This window comes from Collimonas sp. OK412 (assembly GCF_900112135.1).
Classification (GTDB): domain Bacteria; phylum Pseudomonadota; class Gammaproteobacteria; order Burkholderiales; family Burkholderiaceae_D; genus Collimonas; species Collimonas rhizosphaerae.
Genome location: NZ_FOLC01000011.1, coordinates 18096 through 37756 on the forward strand (window position 1 = coordinate 18096; position 19661 = coordinate 37756).

Consider the following 19661-nt stretch of genomic DNA (forward strand, 5'->3'; position numbering starts at 1 on the left):
CTGACAAATCGCGGCGGCTTGCAGGCGCATACTGCGTGATACCATGGATAAGCCCAGAAAAGATGTTTGATGACGGAGTCGATGATGAACACCAGCGCGGCCTTGAAACTTGATCGAATTGATTTACGCATTCTTTGCCATTTGCAGCAAAACAGCCGCATCACTAACGTCGCGCTGGCCGATCTGGTCGGCTTGTCGCCAAGCCCTTGCCTGATCCGCGTCAAACGCCTTGAGAAAGCCGGGTACATCTCCGGTTACGGCGCCCATATTCAGCTGGAAAAACTCAGCAACGTCCAGATTGTGTTCACCGAAGTCACCTTGTCCGATCATCGCCGCGAAGATTTTGCAAAGTTCGAAGCCAGCATCCGAGGCATTGACGAAATTGTCGAATGCCATCTGGTCAGCGGCGGTTACGACTACCTGCTGAAATTCGTCACCCAAGGCGTGGTGCATTACCAGAGCATCATCGAAAATCTGCTGGAACAACATCTCAACATTGAAAAATATTTCAGCTATATCGTCATCAAGTCGCCGTTCATCAAAAGCCAGTATCCGCTGGAAAAATTCATCACGTCGCAGAATTGAGCATCGAAAACTGAGTATTTTCCAGGGCGCGACGCCGGGTCGATTCTTATTTCGACCTGTCAGCGGCATCGAGGTTGGAAAAATACTCCTGCAGGAACTCAACGCAGACCCGCACCTTGGACGAGTTACTCAAGCGCGATGGATAAACCGCCCAGACGTTGGCCTCCTGGCTGTACGCCGGCAATATCCTGAGCAACTGGCCATTTTGCAGATATTGACCGACGTCCCAGATTGAACGCAGCACCACACCGCGGCCGTCGATGGCCCATTGCACTGCCACTTCACCGTGATTGGTCGACAGCGGCCCGGTGACCTTGACCGTTTGCTCGTCGCCGTTGGCACGCAACTTCCACACGCCGAACGGATGATCGCGTTCCTTGATCACCAGGCAGTCGTGTTGCGCCAGTTCGCCGAGCGTCTGCGGCTGGCCGCGCTTCTCCAGATATGCCGGGGCCGCGCACAAGACCCGATGGTTCGACGCTAGCCGGCGTGCAATCAGGTGAGGCGCAATCTCATCGCCGACCCGGACATCCAGATCAAAACCTTCGCTGGCGATATCCACCAGCCGATCGAACACCTCAAAACGCACCGACAACAGCGGATAACGCTCCAGCAACAGCGAAATCGCCGGACCGACGACATTGCGGCCGAAACCGAAACTGCTGCTGATGCGCAGCGCCCCACGCGGCACCTGGCGCTTGATCGACACCTCCTGCAGCAGATGATCGATATCGTCGAGTATTCGCTGCGCCCAGTGATAAATGCGCTCGCCTTCCTCCGTGATTACAACGCTGCGCGTGGTGCGCTGAAATAATCGGGTTGCCAGTTCTTCTTCGAGAATCCGGATACGTTTGCTGACATAGGCAGGAGAACTGCCCAGTTCATCGGCGGCAGCCGAGAAGCTCGATTTACGCACTACGGCGATAAATACGCGCAAGTCTTCCGGGGTCGGCATTTTATTCACGATCTGTGCACAATGCTTCAACAAAACACAGATTATATTCCCAATCAGAGTGAATATAATGTTCTGCATTAGCTTGTGAATCTGGCGGCACATTTCCCGGGCCGACACCGCCACAGAAAAAGGAAATCATGAATACCACCTACAAAATCGCCGTGCTCGCCGGTGACGGCATCGGCAAAGAAGTCATGCCGGAAGGCCTGCGCGCAATCAGCGCCGCCGCCAGACGCTTCGGCATCACGCTGGAATTGACGGAATTCGACTGGGCCAGTTGCGACTACTACGCAGCAACCGGCGGCATGATGCCGGAAGACTGGAAAGCACAACTCTCGGGAATGGATGCTATTTATTTTGGCGCGGTCGGCTGGCCCGCCATCGTCCCTGACCATATTTCCCTATGGGGATCGCTGCTGAAATTCCGTCGCGAATTCGACCAATATATCAACCTGCGCCCGGCGCAGACTTTCGATGGCGTGCGCAGTCCGCTGGCGGGACGTGCGGCGGGTGACATCGACATGATGATCGTGCGTGAAAACACGGAAGGGGAATACTCATCGGTCGGCGGCATCATGTACGAAGGTACGCCACATGAGATCGTCATGCAGCAGGCAGTATTCTCTCGCCGCGGCACCGAACGGGTATTGAAGTATGCATTCGAGCTGGCCCGGACTCGCGCCCGCAAGCACGTCACTGTCGCCACCAAGAGCAACGGCATTTCGATTTCCATGCCTTGGTGGGACGCCAGGGCGGCGGAAGTCGCCGGCACTTACCCGGATGTAGCCTGGGACAAGCAGCACATCGATATCCTGTGCGCGCGTTTCGTGCTGCAGCCGCAACGCTTCGATGTAGTGGTCGCCTCCAATCTGTTCGGCGACATCCTGTCCGACCTGGGTCCGGCATGTACCGGAACCATCGGCCTGGCGCCATCGGCCAACCTGAATCCGGAACGCAATTTCCCATCGCTGTTTGAACCGGTGCACGGCTCCGCACCCGACATCTACGGCAAGAATATCGCCAATCCGGTGGCGATGATCTGGTCCGGCGCCATGATGCTCGATTTCCTCACCAAGGGCAGCGGCGCCGGCCGGCAAGCACATGACGCCATCGTCGCCGCGATCAAGTCGGTGCTGGCGAGCGGACCGCACACCGGCGATCTGGGCGGCAATGCCTCCACCACCGAGATGGGACAAGCTATCGCCCGCCTGATCAGCGATGCTGCCTGAGGTGCGCCATGAAACTCTTATCGGAAGAACCGTTCATGCCTCTCTTGTTAAATAATCCGGAACTGCTACGTTCACAGCATTTTATCGGCGGCACCTGGCGCGCAGCCCACAGCGGCGCCAGCTTTGCCGTCGCCGATCCGGCCAGCGGCCAGGATTTCACCGCAGTGGCCGATGGCGATGCCGCCGACGCCCGCGCCGCCAGCGATGCCGCGCATACGGCGCTGGAACCGTGGCGGCAAACCAGCGCCCGCGACCGTGCCCGTCTGCTCAAGCGCTGGCACGCGCTGATTCTTGCCAACACCGACGATCTCGCCAAGCTGATCTGCCGCGAACAAGGCAAGCCGTTGGCGGAAGCGCGGGGCGAGGTTGCCTATGGCGCTACATATGTCGAATGGTTTGCCGAAGAAGCGGTACGCGCCTACGGCGACGTGATTCCCGACCAGGTCCGCGGCAAACGCATGAGTGTGGTGCGCGAGGCGGTTGGCGTCGTGGCGGCAATCACGCCCTGGAATTTTCCGCTGGCGATGATTGCTCGCAAGATCGCACCGGCGCTGGCCGCCGGTTGCACGGTGGTGGCCAAGCCGGCCGAAGATACGCCGCTGACCGCGCTGGCTCTGGTCTGGCTGGCCGAGCAAGCTGGCTTCCCGCCAGGCGTGATCAATATCGTCTGCGCCTCGCGCACCCAAACCCCGGCTGTGGTCGACGATTGGCTGCAAGACAGCCGGGTGCGCAAGATCACCTTCACCGGGTCCACCCCGGTGGGCAAACATCTGGCGCGCGGTTCTGCCTCTACCTTGAAAAAATTATCGCTTGAGCTGGGCGGCAACGCGCCGTTCATCGTCTTCGACGACGCCAATCTGGATGCCGCGGTCAACGGTTTGATGGCAGCCAAATTCCGCAACGGCGGCCAGACTTGCGTGTCGCCCAACCGGGTGTATGTGCAAGATTCCGTGTACCAGGCTTTTGCCGACAAACTGGTGGCGCGGGTGGCAGCGCTCAAGATTGGCCCCGGCAATGCCGATGGCGTCCAGATCGGGCCGATGATCAATGCCCGCGCGATCGAAAAAATCTCGCTCCATGTGCAGGATGCTCTGGCCCACGGCGCCCGCCTGTTATTGGGCGGCTCTGCGGTACGCAACGACCTCGCCAGCGGACCGTTTTACTACGCGCCGACCATACTCGGCGACGCCACCACAGACATGTTGCTGTTCAAGGAAGAAACCTTCGGCCCGGTGGTGCCGCTGTTTCGCTTCAGCAGCGAAGAACAAGCCATACAAATGGCTAACGACACACCGTTCGGCCTGGCCGCCTATTTCTACGCCGCCGACGCAGCGCGCATCTGGCGTGTTTCAAACCACTTGGAAAGCGGCATCGTCGGCATCAACGAAGGCGCGCTGGCGAGCGAAGCGGCGCCGTTCGGCGGCGTCAAGGAATCCGGTTATGGCCGCGAAGGCTCGCGCTACGGTCTGGATGACTACATGCACACCAAATACCTGTGCCAGGGCGGCTTGGCTTGAATGCAATCAGTCTTTCGTCAACCTTTTCCCTACTTTCAAGATCGAAGCCATGAGCAGCGCCTTCCCTGAATATCCGATCGAAATCGCCTTTCCCGATCTGCTGCCCTACAGTGCGGGCAATACCGATATCCCGTACGTGCATAGCTTTTCCTCGCAGGGCGACGGCCCTCACGTCATGATCAATGCCCTCACGCATGGCAACGAAGTGTGCGGCGCAATCGTGGTCAAGGCATTACTGGATCTTGGCCTCAAGCCACGTCGTGGCAAATTGACGCTGTCCTTCGCAAATGTCGAGGGATACCAGCGCTTCGATCCGCTGCGCCCGGATGCATCGCGTTTTGTCGATCAAGATTTGAATCGCGTCTGGACCCGCGAAGTGCTTGACGACCAAACGCGTGATTCGTCCGAATTGCGCCGCGCGCGCGCCATGTTGCCGGTGATCGATACGGTCGATTTATTGCTGGACATTCATTCCATGCATGAACGCAGCGCACCGCTGATCGTTTCCGGCCCGCTGCCCAAAGGCATAGCGCTGGCGCGGCAATTGAATATTCCTCAGCATGTGATCAGCGATGCCGGCCATCCCGAGGGTCGCCGCATGCGCGACTATGGCGCCTTTGGCGACAACGCCAGCGCTAGAAACGCGTTGTTGATCGAGTGCGGCCAGCACTGGGAAGCTGCCAGTGTCACGGTTGCCAAGCACAGTACCGCGCGCTTCCTGTTGCTGGCCGGTGTCATCGAACGCAGCGACTTGCCGGACGATTGGTGGCCTGAGCCGTCTACCGCCAGCATCGTCATCCAGGTTACGCAACCGGTAGTCGCCAGCAGCATGGACTTCCGCTTTGCCGGCGCCTATACCGGCCTCGAAACCTTTGCCGAACAAGGCACGGTAATCGGCTGGGACAGCGGCCAGCCAGTCACCACTCCCTATCCTGATTGCGTATTGGTGATGCCATCCTTGCGTCAGCTGCGGCCCGGTGTCACGGTGGTCCGTTTCGGACGCATTCTGGACTAGCCATCTACATTTTCAACACCGACTACGACTGTCTCAATTTTTTTAACGCCCGCATCCGCTACTCACCATGACAACTGCAACCATCATCAGCTACGCCGAGATCCAACCAGATATTTCCGTTCGCCAGCCGGATCCGGAGATGCGCGTCAAGGGCGCACCGCAAAGAACCACACGCAGTTATTTCGTTGACCCTTCATTCGGATTGAGTTCCGGTATCTGGAGTGCAGAAACCGGCGCCTACAAGATTTCAATGGCAACATCCAAACATGAATTCTTTCACATCCTTACCGGCAAAGTCGAAATCAGCTGCGACAGCACCGGTGCAGTCAAGTCGTTCGGTCCCGGCGACACCGGCATCATCCCGCCCGGCTTTACCGGCATGTTTGAAATCGTCGAGAGCGCCAGCAAGTTTTATGTCGTAACCGACCGCAATCTCTGATCCGACTGACTCGCCGCTGAAGTGCCCCTCAGGCAAGACCAAGGAGGCGGGCGGAAGTGATACGCTTGCCGAGCCTTCTCAGGAGGAGCGGCATCATCGCCCGCTTTGGCCGCTTCCCGCACCGCAACCGGATCCTGCAACGCCAGTCGACGCCTGAAGAACTGGAATTCCTGCGGCAGCCCGGATCGTCCTTTTAAGCCTTTTTGCCTTAAAAAGCGACGTTCAAGGGAATCTTCAGGTAACTCACGCCGTTCTCTTCCGCCGCCGGCAGCACGCCGGCGCAGATGTTGAGCTGGATCGACGGCAGCATCAGGGTCGGCAAGGCCAGCGTGGCGTCGCGCTGGTTGCGCATGGCGATGAATTCGCTTTCGCTGATGCCGTCGCGCACATGGATGTTTTCTGTACGCTGCTGAGCAACTGTCGCTTCGCAGGCAGGAGGCCGTCCGTCCGGCGGATAGTCGTGGCATACGAACAGCCGGGTCGACGGCGGCAAAGCCAGCAACTTGCTCACTGAGCGATACAGGCTGCTGGCGCTGCCGCCGGGGAAGTCGCAGCGCGCGCTGCCGAGGTCGGGCATGAACAGCGTGTCGCCGACAAACGCGACGTCGTCGCCCACCAGATATGCCATGTCGGCTGGCGTGTGGCCCGGCACATGCAGCGCCTGCGCGCGCAAGCTGCCGATATGGAAAATCTCGCCTGGCGCGAACAAGTGGTCGAACTGGCTGCCATCCAGCAAAAATTCCGATTGCAGGTTGAATATTTTTTTGAATACGCCCTGCACCACCCTGATCTGGTCGCCGATGGCGATTGCGCCGCCCAGGCGCCGGCGCAGATAGGGCGCCGCCGAAATGTGATCGGCATGGGCATGGGTTTCCAGCAGCCATTGCACCTTCAAGTCCTTGCTGCGCACGAATTCGATCACGCGGTCGGCCGAGGTAGTTGCGGTGCGGCCGGCGACCGGATCGTAATCAAGCACCGGATCGATGATCGCGCATTCGCTGCCTGCAGCGGCATAAACCACGTAAGTAAACGTGGCGGTATTCTCGTCAAAAATGACTTCTATTTGCGGACGTGCCATCTATCTCCACCTCAAACTTAACAGTACATAACTATATATAACTATATACAACATTGACAAATGCCTAATCCATCTTATATTATTAACAATCAAACAAGTAGCAGGCAAGCAGCAACGCTACGTTTTAACAGATAACCTCACTGGAGAAAAACAAGATATGGCGCGGCCGCGAACCCTGACCGCACATTGTTAACAGAATTGGTAACCGAAGGTCAATCCCTGGCTCCGGTCAGTCTCCCAAGGCGCCGTAAAAGCATCATTATCCACGCCTTCCCGCCGTGCCATCTTTAACAGGCTGCCGCCATCGCCCGTCGCGCCGCATGCGCTTGCCAGGATCAGACTGGAAATAAGAAGACTCAAGCAAAACCAAGTAAGTAGTGCCACCCGCCCATCACGATGGAATCAGCACCTATGAGCTTTAATATCTTCAAGCATAACGACTTATTTTCAACTGCCAGCCAAATCGAACTGGAAGACTTGCCGGTTATCCTGGCCGCCGGCTACAAATCGGTGATCTGCAACCGGCCCGACGGCGAAGACGGCGGCCACCACGCCAGCAGCAAGGACCTGGCCGCAGCTTGCGAAGCGCTCGGCCTTGCCTTCAGCTACCTGCCCGCCGACGCCACCCATCTCAGCAAAGAACATGGCATGGCGCTGCGCCGGCTGCTGGCCGACCTGCCGGCTCCTGTCCTTGCCTTTTGCCGTACCGGCAACCGCTCGACCAACATCTTCCGGCTGGCAAACCTGATCGACGCGCCGATCCAGGCCGCCGGCGCAGGCAACGACAAGCTCAAGCAGTATGAAATCGTGATCGTCGGCGGCGGTTCCGCCGGCATCGCGGTCGCGAGCAGCTTGCTCAAGCGCGCTCCCAACGCCCAGGTCGCCATCATCGAGCCGAGCAGCCTGCATTATTACCAACCGGCCTGGACGCTGGTCGGGCGCGGCATTTTCGACAGCAGAAAAACCGTGCGGCCGATGGCGTCGCTGATACCTGAAGGCGCACAGTGGGTCCAGCATGCGGCAGCGGAATTCCTGCCCGACCATAACCGCATCCGGCTCGACAACGGCTGCCTGATCGCCTACCAGCAATTGATTGTCTGCCCCGGCTTGCGGCTGGCCTGGGAGAAGATCGAAGGGTTGGAGCAAACATTAGGAAAAAATGGCGTGACGTCGAACTACCGCTACGACCTGGCGCCATATACCTGGCAGCTGGTGTCGCAGCTCAAACAAGGCAAGGCGCTGTTTTCACAGCCGGCCATGCCGATCAAATGCGCCGGCGCACCGCAAAAAGCCATGTACCTGTCGTGCGACTACTGGCTGCGCAAAGGCGTGCTGAAGCGGATAGAAGTTGAATTCAATAACGCCGGCAGCGCACTGTTCGGCGTCGCGGCATTCGTGCCGGCGCTGATGCGCTACGTCGGAAAATACCAGGCGCGCCTGGTGCTTGAATCGAACCTGGTCAAGGTCGATGGTGAAAACAAGCTGGCCTGGTTCGACGTCAAGGACAATTCCGGCAATACCAGCCGCCAGCAAAAACCGTTTGACATGCTGCACGCGGTGCCGCCGCAGGTTGCCCCGGACGCAGTGCGCAACAGTCCCCTGGCCAACGCCGACGGCTGGTGCGAAGTCGATCCGGCTTCGCTGCGGCACGTCCGCTACCGGAATGTGTTCGCGCTGGGAGATGTGTGCTCGACCGCCAACGCCAAGACCGTGGCGGCAATCCGCAAGCAAGCCGTGGTGGTGGCTAGCAACCTGCTCGCCGCCTGCGCCGGCAAACCGCTGGACGCGCGTTACGACGGTTACGGCGCTTGCCCGCTGACGGTGGAAAAGGGCAAGGTCATACTGGCCGAGTTCGGTTACGGCGGCAAGCTGCTGCCAACCTTCCGGCTCGACCCGACCATTGCCCGCCGCAGCGCCTGGCTGCTGAAGACCTCCGTGCTGCCCTGGGTCTACTGGAAGCTGATGCTCAAGGGCCGCGAGTGGCTGGCGAAGTCCTCGGAATCCATCGAGAATCCGTAATCAGCGCAATGCCCGCAGCAACCTCAAGCCGTTGAACACCACCAGCAAGCTCGCTCCCATATCGGCGAACACCGCCATCCACAAGGTGGCTTCGCCGGTCAGGGCCAGCACCAGGAAGATGGCCTTGATGCCCAGCGCCAGGGTGATGTTTTGCATCAGCACCGTATGCGTCTTTTTACTCAAGCGGATGAAATCCGCGATCTTGCGCAGGTCGTCATCCATCAGCGCCACGTCGGCGGTTTCCAGCGCTGTATCGCTGCCTGCCGCCCCCATCGCAAAACCGATATCGGCTTGCGCCAGCGCCGGCGCATCGTTGATGCCGTCGCCCACCATGCCGACACAGCCGTAACGCGCGCGCAGGTCATTGATGGCGTCGCGCTTGTCTTGCGGCAGCTGGTCGCCGCGGGCGTCGCTGATGCCGACCTGGGCCGCGATGGCTTGCGCGGTATGCGCGTTGTCGCCGGTCAGCATGACAGCCTCGACTCCGACCGCATGCAGCCTGGCGACCGCTTCGGCTGCGATATCGCGCACTGTATCGGCCACCGCCAGGATCAACAGGGGCTCGGTCGCCGAACACAGCACCACGGTGGTCTTGCCTTCGCTCTCCAGCGCCGACAAGCGCGCTTCCAAAGCCGGGCTGCAGATATCCATCTCATGCACCAGGCGATGATTGCCCAGATAGAATTGCCGGCCGTCGATGCTGCCCTGCACGCCGCGGCCGGTGAGCGCTTCAAACGCGCTGACTTCAAACAAGTTCCCGGCATGCCCCAGGCCGTGCCAGTGCGCCGCCACCGCGCCCGATACCGGATGATCGGAACGGCTGGCCAGGCTGGCCGCCAGGCGCTGCAACTGCAGCAGCCGGCTGCCATCGCCAGCGGCAACCGGCTGCACCAGCTGCACGTCGGTGACGCGCGGTTTGCCCAGGGTCAGCGTGCCGGTTTTATCCAGGGCCAGCGCCTTGATCTTGCGTCCCATCTCCAGGTACACCCCGCCTTTGATCAGCACGCCGTTCCTGGCAGCCGCCGCCAGCCCGCTCACCACCGTCACTGGGGTCGAAATCACCAGCGCGCAAGGACAGGCAATCACCAGCAGCACCAGTGCCTTGTACAGCCACGGATAAAACGCCGCCCCCATCAGCAGCGGCGGCAAGGCGGCCACCAGCAGCGCGGCCAGCACTACCGCGGGGATGTAGTAACGGGCAAACTGATCGACAAAGCGCTGGGTCGGCGCGCGCTCGCCCTGCGCCTGCTGCACGCTCTTGATGATGCGCGCCAGGGTCGAATTGGCTTGCAGCGCACTCACCCGGTAAACGAAAGAACCACGCTCGTTGATGGTGCCGGCGAACACCTGGTCGCCGGCCTGTTTCTCCACCGGCATGCTCTCGCCGGTAATGGCCGCCTGGTTGATGGTGGTCTGCCCTTCCGTCACCACGCCGTCCAGCGGAACCCGGGCGCCCGGCTTGACGCGGATCAGCGCGGCCAGCGCCACCTCGCCGGTAGCTACTTCACGCCACTCGCCGCCGGCGCCTTGCACCGTCGCCAGGTCCGGCGCCATCGCCATCAGCCCCTTGATCGCATTGCGGGCCCGGTCCAGCGACAGGGCTTCGATCATTTCCGCCAGCGCGAACAGGAAAATCACCACTGCAGCTTCCGGCCATTGGCCGATGACGGCGGCGCCGATCACTGCCAGCGACATCAGGAAATTCATGTTGAGCGAAAAATTGCGCAGCGCGATCCAGCCCTTTTTCAAGGTATCCAGGCCGCCGCTCAGGATCGCCGCCAGCGCCAGGCCGATCACCAGCCATGAGCCATCCTGGCCGCCGCTCCACGCCACTGCCTCGGCGCCTACCGCTGTCATGCCGGAGAGCGCCATCAGCAGCCACTTCCTGCGGGATATCTTGAAAGCGCCGTCGCCGGCGCCGGCGGTCAGATCGACGGCGCCGGTCAGCGTGTCCGATTTGAGCGCCGGCGCCATGTCCAGCGCCTGCAAGGTGGCGACAATGGCGTCCACCGACGGCAGGCGATGCTGGACCGTCAGCTCACGCTGGATCAGGTTGAATTGCATGGCTTCGATCCCTGCCATGTTCTTGAACCTGTCGCGGATCAGTTTTTCCTCGGTCGGGCAATCCATTTTCTGGATCAGGAACACCGCCTGTTCCGCGCCTGCAACCAGCGGCGCATGGCCGGCGGCGGACGCGCCCGCGTCTGCCTGCGCATGCTGGCGCTGATGGTCATGCTTATGATCATGGCCATGCCGGTGATCGTGATGGTCGCGATGGTCGCTATGGTCGTGCTCGCAACGGCCCATGGTGTACTCCTTGACTCGGGTTTTGAGGATGCAATCGATTACTCCTTGCGTATTTAAAACCCTGTAGCTACTATAAGGTCAAGGATTTATCTTGAAATAACCTTGGAAGAGCCGCCATGAGCGCAATTTCACTCAAAATCGGGGAGCTGGCCAGCCATGCCGGCTGTCCGGTGGAAACCATCCGCTATTACGAGCGCGAGGGCTTGCTGCCGCTGGCGGCACGCTCGCAAAACAATTACCGCCTGTACGGACAGGCGCATATCGAACGCCTGCAATTCATCCGCCATTGCCGTTCGCTGGACATGACGCTGGACGAAGTGCGCCGGCTATTGCAGTTCCGCGATTTGCCGGAAGACAATTGCGCGGAGGTCAACAGCCTGCTGGACCATCATATCGAGCACGTGGCCGACCGCATCAGCGAATTGAAGGCATTGCAAATCCAGCTGAAACAGCTGCGCAAGCAATGCCAGAGAAGCCAGGCCGCCAAGGATTGCGGCATCCTGCAAGGCCTGGCCAGCATGGAAGACGAAGCGCCCGCCAACCTGGGCAGCCATGGCGGCGGCGTCCATTAAGACCAGATGAATATCCACTCAGACGATCTGCGGATTTTCATTGCCGTGGTTGACAGCGGCACGCTCAGCGCCGCCGCCGAACAGCTGGGCCAGACCACCTCCGGCCTGAGCCGGGCGTTGTCGCGGCTGGAGCAGAAACTGGCCACCTCCCTCCTCACGCGCACCACGCGCCGCATGGAGCTGACGGAAGAAGGCCATCTTTTCCTGGAAAAGGCGCGCACCATCATTGCCGCGATGGAGGAAGCCGAAGAAGCGATCCAGGTGCGCCATCAAAGGCCGTCGGGACGCCTGCGGGTGGACGCTTCGCCGCCCTTCATGCTGCATTGCATAGTGCCGCACATTGCCGAATTCCGCAGCAGCTACCCGGACATCACGCTTGAGCTGACCAGCAACGACCAGAACATCGACCTGCTGCAGCAGCGCACCGACATCGCCATCCGCCACGGCGCGCTGCAAGACTCGATGCTGCATGCGCGCCGCCTGGGCGCCAGCCTGCAGCACATCGTCGCCAGCCCCGAATACCTGCGCCGGCATGGCACGCCGGCCAGCGCGGAAGAATTGAAGCAGCACCAGCTGATCGGCTTCACCCAGCCGGAATCGCTCAACACCTGGCCGCTGCGGCTGGAACAGGAAGAGAACCTGGCGATCAGCCCGACGCTGCTGGCGTCCGGCGGCGAAACCATACGCCAGCTGGCGCTGCATGGCCTGGGAATCACCTGCCTGTCGGCTTTCATGGTGCGCGAAGATATCGCCCGCGGAACCCTGGTCGATATCCTGGCGGAGCATAACAATGGCTACCGCCAGCAGATCCACGCGGTGTACTACAGGAATACCCAGCTGGCGCGGCGCATCACCTGCTTCCTGGATTTCCTGCAGCTGAAGCTCTAGCGCCCGTTTTCACCGGGAAGCACGCTCAAGCCGGGTGTGGCTGTTCGCTATCCATGTGCGCCATCACCGCCGGCGCATAACGCTCACCGGCGATTGCATCGGCCGGCACAGCCGCCTCGATCCGCGCCAGGTCAGCGGCGCTCAGCTGGACATCCAATGCCCCCAGCGATTCCGCCAGGCGATCGCGGCGGCGCGCGCCCACCAGCGGCACGATATCCTTGCCGCGCGACATGACCCAGGCAATCGCGATCTGCGCCATCGTCGCTTGTTTGTCGGCTGCGATGGCGCGCAAGGCTTCCAGCAAGGCCAGGTTGTGCCCGAGATTGTCGCTGCTGAAACGCGGACTGCGGCCGCGGAAATCGCCCGGCGAGAACGCCTTGTCCTGGCCCCAGTGGCCGCTGATCAGGCCGCGCGACAAAACGCCGTAGGCAGTGATGCCGATGCCCAGTTCGCGGCAGACCGGCAGGATCTCGGCTTCGATGCCGCGCGAGATCAGCGAATATTCAATCTGCAGCTCGGCAATCGGATGCACTGCCTGCGCCCGGCGCAAGGTGCCGGCGCCGACTTCGGACAAGCCGATGTGGCGCACGTACCCGGCCTTCACCATGTCAGCGATAGCGCCTACCGTTTCTTCAATCGGCACCGCCGGATCGAGCCGCGCCGGACGATAGATATCGATATGGTCGGTGCCGAGCCGGCGCAAGGTGTAAGCCAGGGAATTCTTCACCGCCTCAGGCCGGCCGTCAATGCCGAGCCAGTCGCCAGCCGGGTCGCGCATGGCGCCGAACTTGACGCTGAGCTGGACCTGGTCGCGATTGCGCGTGCGCAGCGCCTCCCGGATCAGCATTTCGTTAGCGCCCATGCCGTAGAAATCGCCGGTGTCGAGCAAGGTGACGCCGGCATCGATCGCCGCGTGCAAGGTGGCGATGCATTCCGTTTCATCGGCGGGCCCGTACAGGTCGGACATGCCCATGCAGCCGAGGCCGATGACGGAGGTTTGCGGGCCGCTGCTGCCTAGTTGAAGCTTTTTCATCATGAGATCCTTGACAGGTTATTCGATGGCAGCCCGGGGGAAACGCCAATCCAGCTGCCTTGAAAACATTATTGTCCAAGCCCAGCCGTTAATAAATGCGCATAAAATGATTTATTTATTCGAGAAACGCTAATAATCGGAGTAACCATGGACCGGATCCAGACTATGGAAGTCTTCTCGCGCGTCGCCGAGCTGGGCAGTTTCAGCCGCGCCGCGGAACAGTTGAACCTGCCGCCGGCCACCGTCACCAACGCGGTCCAGGCGCTGGAAAAGCACATCGGCGTGCGCCTGCTGCAGCGAACCACGCGCAAAGTCACGCTGACCGATGAAGGCATTACCTATCTCGAACGCTGCACGCGATTATTGGCGGAATTCGAAGACGTCGAAGCTCTGTTCCAGCGCGACCAGCTGCAGCCGCGCGGCGTGATCCGGGTCGACCTGCCGGAGCGGCTGGCGCACACGACGGTGATCCCTGCGCTGCCGGATTTTTTTGCCCGGTATCCGAACCTGCGGATCAAACTGAGCGCCACCGACCGCTTCATCGACCTGGTCGGCGAAGCGGTCGACTGCGTGGTGCGCGCCGGGCCGCTCAGCGACTCCACCCTGGTCGCACGCCGCATCGGCAGCATGGAACAGATCAACTGCGCCGCCAAGTCTTACCTGGACCGCTACGGCAGGCCGCAGACCTTGGGCGACCTGCAGCATCACATGGTGGTGAATTTTTTTTCCAGCCGCACCGGACGCGACCTGGGCTGGGAATACATGGAGGATGGCGAACCGCGTTTCCTGAAGCTGCCCGGCCAGATTTCGGTAGCCAGCTCAGAAGCGTACCTGGCGAGCTGCATCGCCGGACTGGGGCTGATACAAGCGCCGCGTTTCGGACTGGAAGAGTTGCTGGAGAGCGGCGCCGTCGAAGAAGTGCTGCCGGATTACAAGCCGGCGCCGTTGCCGGTATCGGTGGTGTACGCCCACAACAAACACCTGTCGCCGCGGGTGCGGGTGTTTGTCGACTGGATCGCCAGGCTGCTGGCCGACCGCTACACCTGAACCGGCCGGAACCGGTTCAGGCAATGAACGCTAAGCCGCAGCTGCCTGCTGCGCAATCCACAGGTCGATCTGCGTTTCCAGCATCTCCAGCGGCACGGCGCCGTTGTCGATGACGGCGTTGTTAAAGCGCCGCAGGTCGAACTTGCCGCCCAGTTCGTGCTGCGCTTTTTCCCGCAAGGCCTTGATTTTCAGCTGGCCGATCTTGTAGCCCAGGGCCTGGCCCGGATCGACGATGTAACGATCGATTTCAACCTGGTTGTCGTGCGGCGGATTGGCCGTGTTGACGTTCATGTAGTCGATCGCCTGCTGCCGTGTCCAGCCCAGCGCATGCATGCCGGTATCGACCACCAGGCGGGCGGCGCGGAACAGCTCATCGTTGAGATGGCCGAACCTGGAATAGGGATCGGTGTAGAAACCCATTTCGCCGCCCAGGCTTTCGGCATACAGCGCCCAGCCTTCGCCGAACGCCACGTACCAGCCGAAACGGCGGAACTCGGGCAAACCCTTGATTTCCTGCGCGCGCGCGATCTGCAGATGATGGCCCGGCACCGATTCGTGCAAGGTCAAGGTTTCCATTTCCCATTTGGGACGCGAATCGAGTTTCGACAGGTTGGCGAAGAAGTAGCCCGGGCGCGAACCGTCCGGCGTCCCTGGTTCGTAATAAGCGCCGGCCTGGTTCTCGGCGCCCACTTCCGGCACCGCTTTGACGTCGACCGGCGCGCGCGGAACATCGGCAAAAAAGCGCGGCAGCTGGATGGAAGATTTCTTGATGATGTCCTTGTAGCCGGCCAGCAGATCTTCCGGCCTGGTGTAATAGAAACGCGGATCGGTATTCAGGAAGGTGATGAATTCCGCAAACGTGCCCTTGAAACCGGTCTGCTCCATCACCAGCTTCATTTCACCCTGGATCCGCGCCACTTCCTGCAAGCCGACATCGTGGATCGCTTGCGGCGTCATGCTGGTGGTCGTGTTTTCCTTGACCTTGTAAGCGTAGTACGCTGCGCCGCCGGGCAGGTTCGATGCCGCAATGCTGTCGCGGCAGGCCGGCAGGTAGCTGTCGCCGATGTACGCGTTCAACTTGCGGAAAGCCGGCGCCACGCCTTCATGCAGCAAGCGCTCGCCTTCGCGCGCCAGGCTTGCGCGCTGCGCCGCCGGGATCGACGCCGGCATGTTTTTGAAAGGTGCGGCCAGCGGGCTGCTGTCGAGCTTGGCGACAAATTCCTGCAACTGCCCGGGAACCACGCTCATCGTAACCTTGGGCGCGACCCAGCCGGATTTGACGCCTTGCTGCAATTGCGCGATCACGCCGTCGACATAGTTGGGCAAGGCGCGCAAGCGTCCCAGGTAATTGCGGTAATCCTTGGCCGTCTTGAACGGCGTTTGCGCAACCAGCTGCGGAAACTCGAACTGGACGCCGCTCAGCTGCGAAATCGGCTCAGGGTTATAGGGATAAAACTTGGCGGCCTGGATGTTTTTCTGTTTTTCATAGATAAACAGGTCGTAAGAAAGCAGGTCCTGTCCGCTCAGCTTGCTACGGTCGATACGCTCGGCTTGCTGCAGCATCTGCTGCTGGTGGGCGGTGCCGGCCAGGCTGGCGGCCAGCGAGACATCCGACAGGCGGTCGTTATAACGGTTGTCGCCGACCGCAGTGGCAAATTCAGGCGCGTTGCGCATGCTCCACTGCCAGTCGCTTTCGAACAGCGCATTGAGTTGCTGCTGCGGCGTGGCTGCGTGGCCGAGCGGCGCCAGCAGCAAGGTACAAAGAAAAAGGAATTTATTCATCTGTGTCTCCGAAGATTAGCCCGCCATTCTAGCAAACTAAAACGGAAAAATTTCTTGATGGAAATCTCTCTGCGAGGGTTGGACTGCAGCCTCAAAACAGGTATCAGGCGAAGGCAATCGTTTCGTCTTGTTTCCCCTTCGGAGTCGCCACGACTGTGTTGCGGCCGCTGTGCTTGGCCTGGTACAAAGCCTGGTCGGCGCGGCGGATCAGGCTCTCAAGATCCTCGTCGGATTCAAATGCCACGACGCCAAAACTGGCAGTGACATTGAGCATCGCGCCGTCGTCCAGCAGGATATGGCAAGCGTCGATCGCGCCGCGCAATTTTTCCGCTACGGCAAACCCTTGGGACATGTCGATTTCAGGCAGCATCAGGAGGAATTCTTCCCCGCCGTAACGCGCCAGCAGGTCAACCTTGCGGTGATGGCGCCGGCACAGGTCCGCCACTACGCGCAGCACCTGGTCGCCGGCGTGGTGCCCGTGGCGGTCGTTGACTGCCTTGAAATGATCAACGTCCATCAGGATCAGCGTCAATTGCCGCCGATAGCGCTGGGCAATGCCGAACTGCTGCTCGCCTTGCGCAAAAAAGGCACGTCGGTTCAGCAGGCCGGTCAGGAAATCCGTGTCAGACAAAGTCTGCAATTGCGCAATCATTTCTTCGCGCTGTTTTTCCAGGCCGACCTTGGCCAGGCTATGCGCCTTCAGCACATGGATTGCACGCATCATGGCGCCGATTTCATCGTCATGGCGCGGTATCGGGATCGCCGTGTCGAACCGTTCGCCGGTCAGCGAAACGAACAGGTTGGTAGCGTCAAGAATCGGGCGCAGGACCCGCTGCCGTATTACCTGTGCGAGAAGAATGAAAATAGCCAGCGCAATTAATCCCAAACCGGCTGCCGCCAGCAAGAAAAAGGCTGCCCGCCTGTTCTTGTCTTTGGCCTGCTGAAGCATCTCAGCCAGGACCAGGTCGCGCAGTTGCGGAATTGCTGCCATTCCCGGCATGTAACGGATGACCATTTCACGGCCGCTCAAATCGTAGTTCCCCGAGCTGCGCCCATTTGCGAACAGCTCGTCCAGGAATCCCAGGCTGGCGCCGAGGTAACGATCGCGCACCTCGTCCAAAGCGCCCTGCAAGGCCGGGCGGTCCCGATACGGGCGCAACTGCAGTTCAATCCCGGAATACAGCTGGTCGACCTGTCCGGACAGTTTCAAAAATGCGTGGATTTCCTGGGAAGTCAAAGGACGCTGCATGATCACCGGAGCGGTAAAGACCGCTCCTATCCGGCCCGCAATATTGCGCAGGCTGGAAGCCAGCAGAGCGGCTTCCAGGCCATCGCTAAGCTGCGCATCCGACCGCACGGCAATGTCGGACAACGTGGCGATGACCGGGGCAAAACCGCTGTCGACACGTGCCATCGTCTCCAGCGCGGCGTCGACGGCAGCCATATGGCGCTGCCGTTTTGGCAGTGACAACAGAAGATCGATTTCTTTGCGCGCCGCCGCCAGCGCCAGCTCTGTCGCCGCTGCCTGCGCAGCCAGCGACGGAACGGCTTGCACCGCATGACGTAACGCTGCCAGCGCCTGGTCGCTGGCGGACCGCGCCTGCTCCAGTCCTGCAAGCTCGCTGGCGGCAGCGTCCGCTTCTTGCATCAGCAGCGAATGGCCGGGACCGCGCTCGGCCGCCAGCTTTTCTTCCACCAGCAATGCCAGCTGAAGATTCTTGATGGCGGGCATGCTTTTTGTGCTGCGTTCGTATACGGACCATTCGCTGCTAACGATCCTGCCGGTCAAGACCAGGAACAGCAGCATCAGCAAGATCGAAATCAGCCAGAACAAGCGATTGAGCGACATACGAAATAACATACGTCCAGACTATGCAGGAATGTAATACATTGTTTTTAATAGTTACAATCTATTCAAACAGTAAATCAAATAGATTATTCATTAAACGATCGTATCACACACCGCAAGAATCGCCTCTGGCGCGGCGGCTCAGGCTTCCAGGCTCACCTGCGTTTCCGTCTGCCCGTGCATTTGCAGCACATCGCGATAGAGGCTGGCATAGCCTTCTCCCATTACCCTGGCCGTAAACAATTTCTGATACCGCGCTTGCGCACGCGCTCCCATGGTCCGCGCCAGTTCCGGGTCATCCCAAAGCTGCTGCATCGCCAGCCGGAAGGCGTCCGGGTCGCTGGGAGGAACCACCAGTCCGGTTTCGCGGTGGTTGTTGATATAGCTGGTGCCGGTGCCGATCTCGCTGGAAATCATCGGCTTGCCGTACATGGCTCCTTCTAGCAAGGAGATGCCGAACGCCTCGGAACGCAGATGCGACGGAAACACAATGGCGTAGCACAGCTGCAGCAATGCGACTTTGTCTTCATCGTCGACGATGCCGAGGAAGATCACGTTGCGCAAGCCCTGCTCCTGGACCCGTTGCTTCAGTTCCTGCTCGATCGGTCCGGCGCCTACGATCACTATCGGATAATCGGTGCCGCGCGCCGCATCCAGCAGGATATGCAAACCTTTGTAATAGCGGATCGCTCCCACGAACAAAAAGAAACGTCCGCCGATCTGCTTTTGCCATTTCTCCATCCGCTCCGTCGATGGCGTCGGATAGTTGTTCTTGTCGAGGCCGATGGGAATGACCTGGGTCTTGTCCTTGTACCCGGCCAGCACGGAACTGGTTTGCAGGTAATTCGGCGAAGTGGCGACAATCGCGTCGACGCTGCTCAGGAAACGGTGCATCAGCGGCCGGTACAATTGCAGCAGTGTCTTGTAGCGCACGATGTCCGAATGATAGGTCACCACGCTCGGCTTGTTCATGCGCGTAACGAAATGGGCCAGGTCCATGAATGGCCATGGAAAATGGTAATGCACGATATCGACCTCGGCGGCAAGCTGCGCGAAACGCTTCAGCGCGGACAGCGAAAATCCGGTCGACGCGATCTGCAGGTCGAGCTTTACCCTATGCACCTTGTGTCCTTCGTACATCAATTCGGCAGGATCAGGGTCATCGCTCAGCGTCAGTACTTCGCTCTCGACGCCGCTGGCGGACGAACATTTGCACAACTGGTAAATGGTCTGCTCGATCCCACCGTACGATTCCGACTGATAAGTCTTGTAGAAATGAAGAACCCGCATTACACACTCCTCTCGTAATCTGCCCCATCTTCTGTTCCGGCCAGAAGTGAAAGGCT

The 19661-nt window shown here is 60.2% G+C and carries 16 protein-coding genes and 1 pseudogene; 10 read left to right on the forward strand and 7 right to left on the reverse strand.

All coding sequences use genetic code 11. From position 1 onward, the window contains the following. The first annotated feature begins 84 nt into the window (after window positions 1–84). Window positions 85–585: an Lrp/AsnC family transcriptional regulator gene (locus BM062_RS13160; RefSeq protein WP_092360029.1), complete on the forward strand. Its 501-nt coding sequence runs from the start codon at window positions 85–87 to the stop codon at window positions 583–585. A 46-nt stretch (window positions 586–631) separates the two neighbouring features. On the opposite strand, the gene BM062_RS13165 is transcribed toward BM062_RS13160, so the two are convergent. Further along, window positions 632–1540, reverse strand: coding sequence for a LysR substrate-binding domain-containing protein (locus BM062_RS13165; RefSeq protein WP_092397531.1), 909 nt, complete (start codon window positions 1538–1540; stop codon window positions 632–634). 137 nt (window positions 1541–1677) lie between these two features. On the opposite strand from BM062_RS13165, the gene BM062_RS13170 reads away from it, so the two are divergent. The 5 genes and pseudogenes from BM062_RS13170 to BM062_RS13190 form a co-directional block, all read left to right on the forward strand. Then, window positions 1678–2769 (forward strand): tartrate dehydrogenase, encoded by a 1092-nt coding sequence (locus tag BM062_RS13170; protein WP_092397533.1) that lies wholly within the window; start codon window positions 1678–1680, stop codon window positions 2767–2769. A gap of 35 nt (window positions 2770–2804) precedes the next feature. After that, window positions 2805–4286 (forward strand): NAD-dependent succinate-semialdehyde dehydrogenase, encoded by a 1482-nt coding sequence (locus BM062_RS13175; protein ID WP_092397752.1) that lies wholly within the window; start codon window positions 2805–2807, stop codon window positions 4284–4286. 49 nt (window positions 4287–4335) lie between these two features. Beyond that, window positions 4336–5301: a M14 family metallopeptidase gene (locus BM062_RS13180; protein ID WP_175500995.1), complete on the forward strand. Its 966-nt coding sequence runs from the start codon at window positions 4336–4338 to the stop codon at window positions 5299–5301. A gap of 67 nt (window positions 5302–5368) precedes the next feature. Continuing rightward, window positions 5369–5740 carry a cupin domain-containing protein gene (locus tag BM062_RS13185; RefSeq protein ID WP_092397535.1) on the forward strand — a complete coding sequence of 124 codons (372 nt, stop codon included), beginning with the start codon at window positions 5369–5371 and terminating at the stop codon, window positions 5738–5740. An 80-nt stretch (window positions 5741–5820) separates the two neighbouring features. After that, window positions 5821–5937 (forward strand): annotated as a pseudogene (locus BM062_RS13190) (DUF924 family protein); the annotation flags it as partial. An 11-nt stretch (window positions 5938–5948) separates the two neighbouring features. On the opposite strand, the gene BM062_RS13195 reads toward BM062_RS13190, so the two are convergent. Next, window positions 5949–6818, reverse strand: coding sequence for an MBL fold metallo-hydrolase (locus tag BM062_RS13195; RefSeq protein ID WP_092397537.1), 870 nt, complete (start codon window positions 6816–6818; stop codon window positions 5949–5951). Window positions 6819–7229: 411 nt separating this feature from the next. On the opposite strand from BM062_RS13195, the gene BM062_RS13200 reads away from it, so the two are divergent. Beyond that, window positions 7230–8837, forward strand: a complete 1608-nt coding sequence (locus tag BM062_RS13200) for a bifunctional protein tyrosine phosphatase family protein/NAD(P)/FAD-dependent oxidoreductase (protein ID WP_175500996.1) — start codon at window positions 7230–7232, stop codon at window positions 8835–8837. On the opposite strand, the gene BM062_RS13205 is transcribed toward BM062_RS13200, so the two are convergent. After that, on the reverse strand, window positions 8838–11144 hold the full coding sequence (locus tag BM062_RS13205) for a heavy metal translocating P-type ATPase (RefSeq protein WP_092397541.1): 2307 nt from the start codon (window positions 11142–11144) through the stop codon (window positions 8838–8840). It lies immediately after the preceding gene. A gap of 116 nt (window positions 11145–11260) precedes the next feature. Between BM062_RS13205 and cadR the strand changes: the two genes are divergently transcribed. Further along, window positions 11261–11716 carry a Cd(II)/Pb(II)-responsive transcriptional regulator gene (cadR, locus tag BM062_RS13210; protein ID WP_092397543.1) on the forward strand — a complete coding sequence of 152 codons (456 nt, stop codon included), beginning with the start codon at window positions 11261–11263 and terminating at the stop codon, window positions 11714–11716. A gap of 6 nt (window positions 11717–11722) precedes the next feature. Beyond that, window positions 11723–12604: a LysR family transcriptional regulator gene (locus BM062_RS13215; RefSeq protein WP_092397545.1), complete on the forward strand. Its 882-nt coding sequence runs from the start codon at window positions 11723–11725 to the stop codon at window positions 12602–12604. Window positions 12605–12629: 25 nt separating this feature from the next. Here BM062_RS13215 and BM062_RS13220 read toward each other — a convergent pair whose 3' ends face one another. Then, complete coding sequence (locus BM062_RS13220; protein ID WP_092397756.1) at window positions 12630–13637, reverse strand: aldo/keto reductase; 1008 nt, start codon at window positions 13635–13637, stop codon at window positions 12630–12632. Between the two features lie 147 nt (window positions 13638–13784). Here BM062_RS13220 and BM062_RS13225 point away from each other — a divergent pair, with 147 nt between their 5' ends. Then, entirely contained in the window at window positions 13785–14684 is a 900-nt protein-coding gene (locus tag BM062_RS13225) for a LysR family transcriptional regulator (RefSeq protein ID WP_092397547.1), read from the forward strand. Window positions 14685–14714: 30 nt separating this feature from the next. Here the strand turns inward: BM062_RS13225 and BM062_RS13230 are convergent, their stop codons facing one another. The 3 genes from BM062_RS13230 to BM062_RS13240 form a co-directional block, all read right to left on the reverse strand. Next, window positions 14715–16466 carry a DUF885 domain-containing protein gene (locus tag BM062_RS13230; protein ID WP_092397549.1) on the reverse strand — a complete coding sequence of 584 codons (1752 nt, stop codon included), beginning with the start codon at window positions 16464–16466 and terminating at the stop codon, window positions 14715–14717. 103 nt (window positions 16467–16569) lie between these two features. Next, window positions 16570–18315: a GGDEF domain-containing protein gene (locus tag BM062_RS13235; protein ID WP_139220046.1), complete on the reverse strand. Its 1746-nt coding sequence runs from the start codon at window positions 18313–18315 to the stop codon at window positions 16570–16572. A 141-nt stretch (window positions 18316–18456) separates the two neighbouring features. Then, window positions 18457–19605 carry a glycosyltransferase family 4 protein gene (locus BM062_RS13240; RefSeq protein ID WP_092397552.1) on the reverse strand — a complete coding sequence of 383 codons (1149 nt, stop codon included), beginning with the start codon at window positions 19603–19605 and terminating at the stop codon, window positions 18457–18459. Between the last annotated feature and the right edge of the window lie 56 nt (window positions 19606–19661).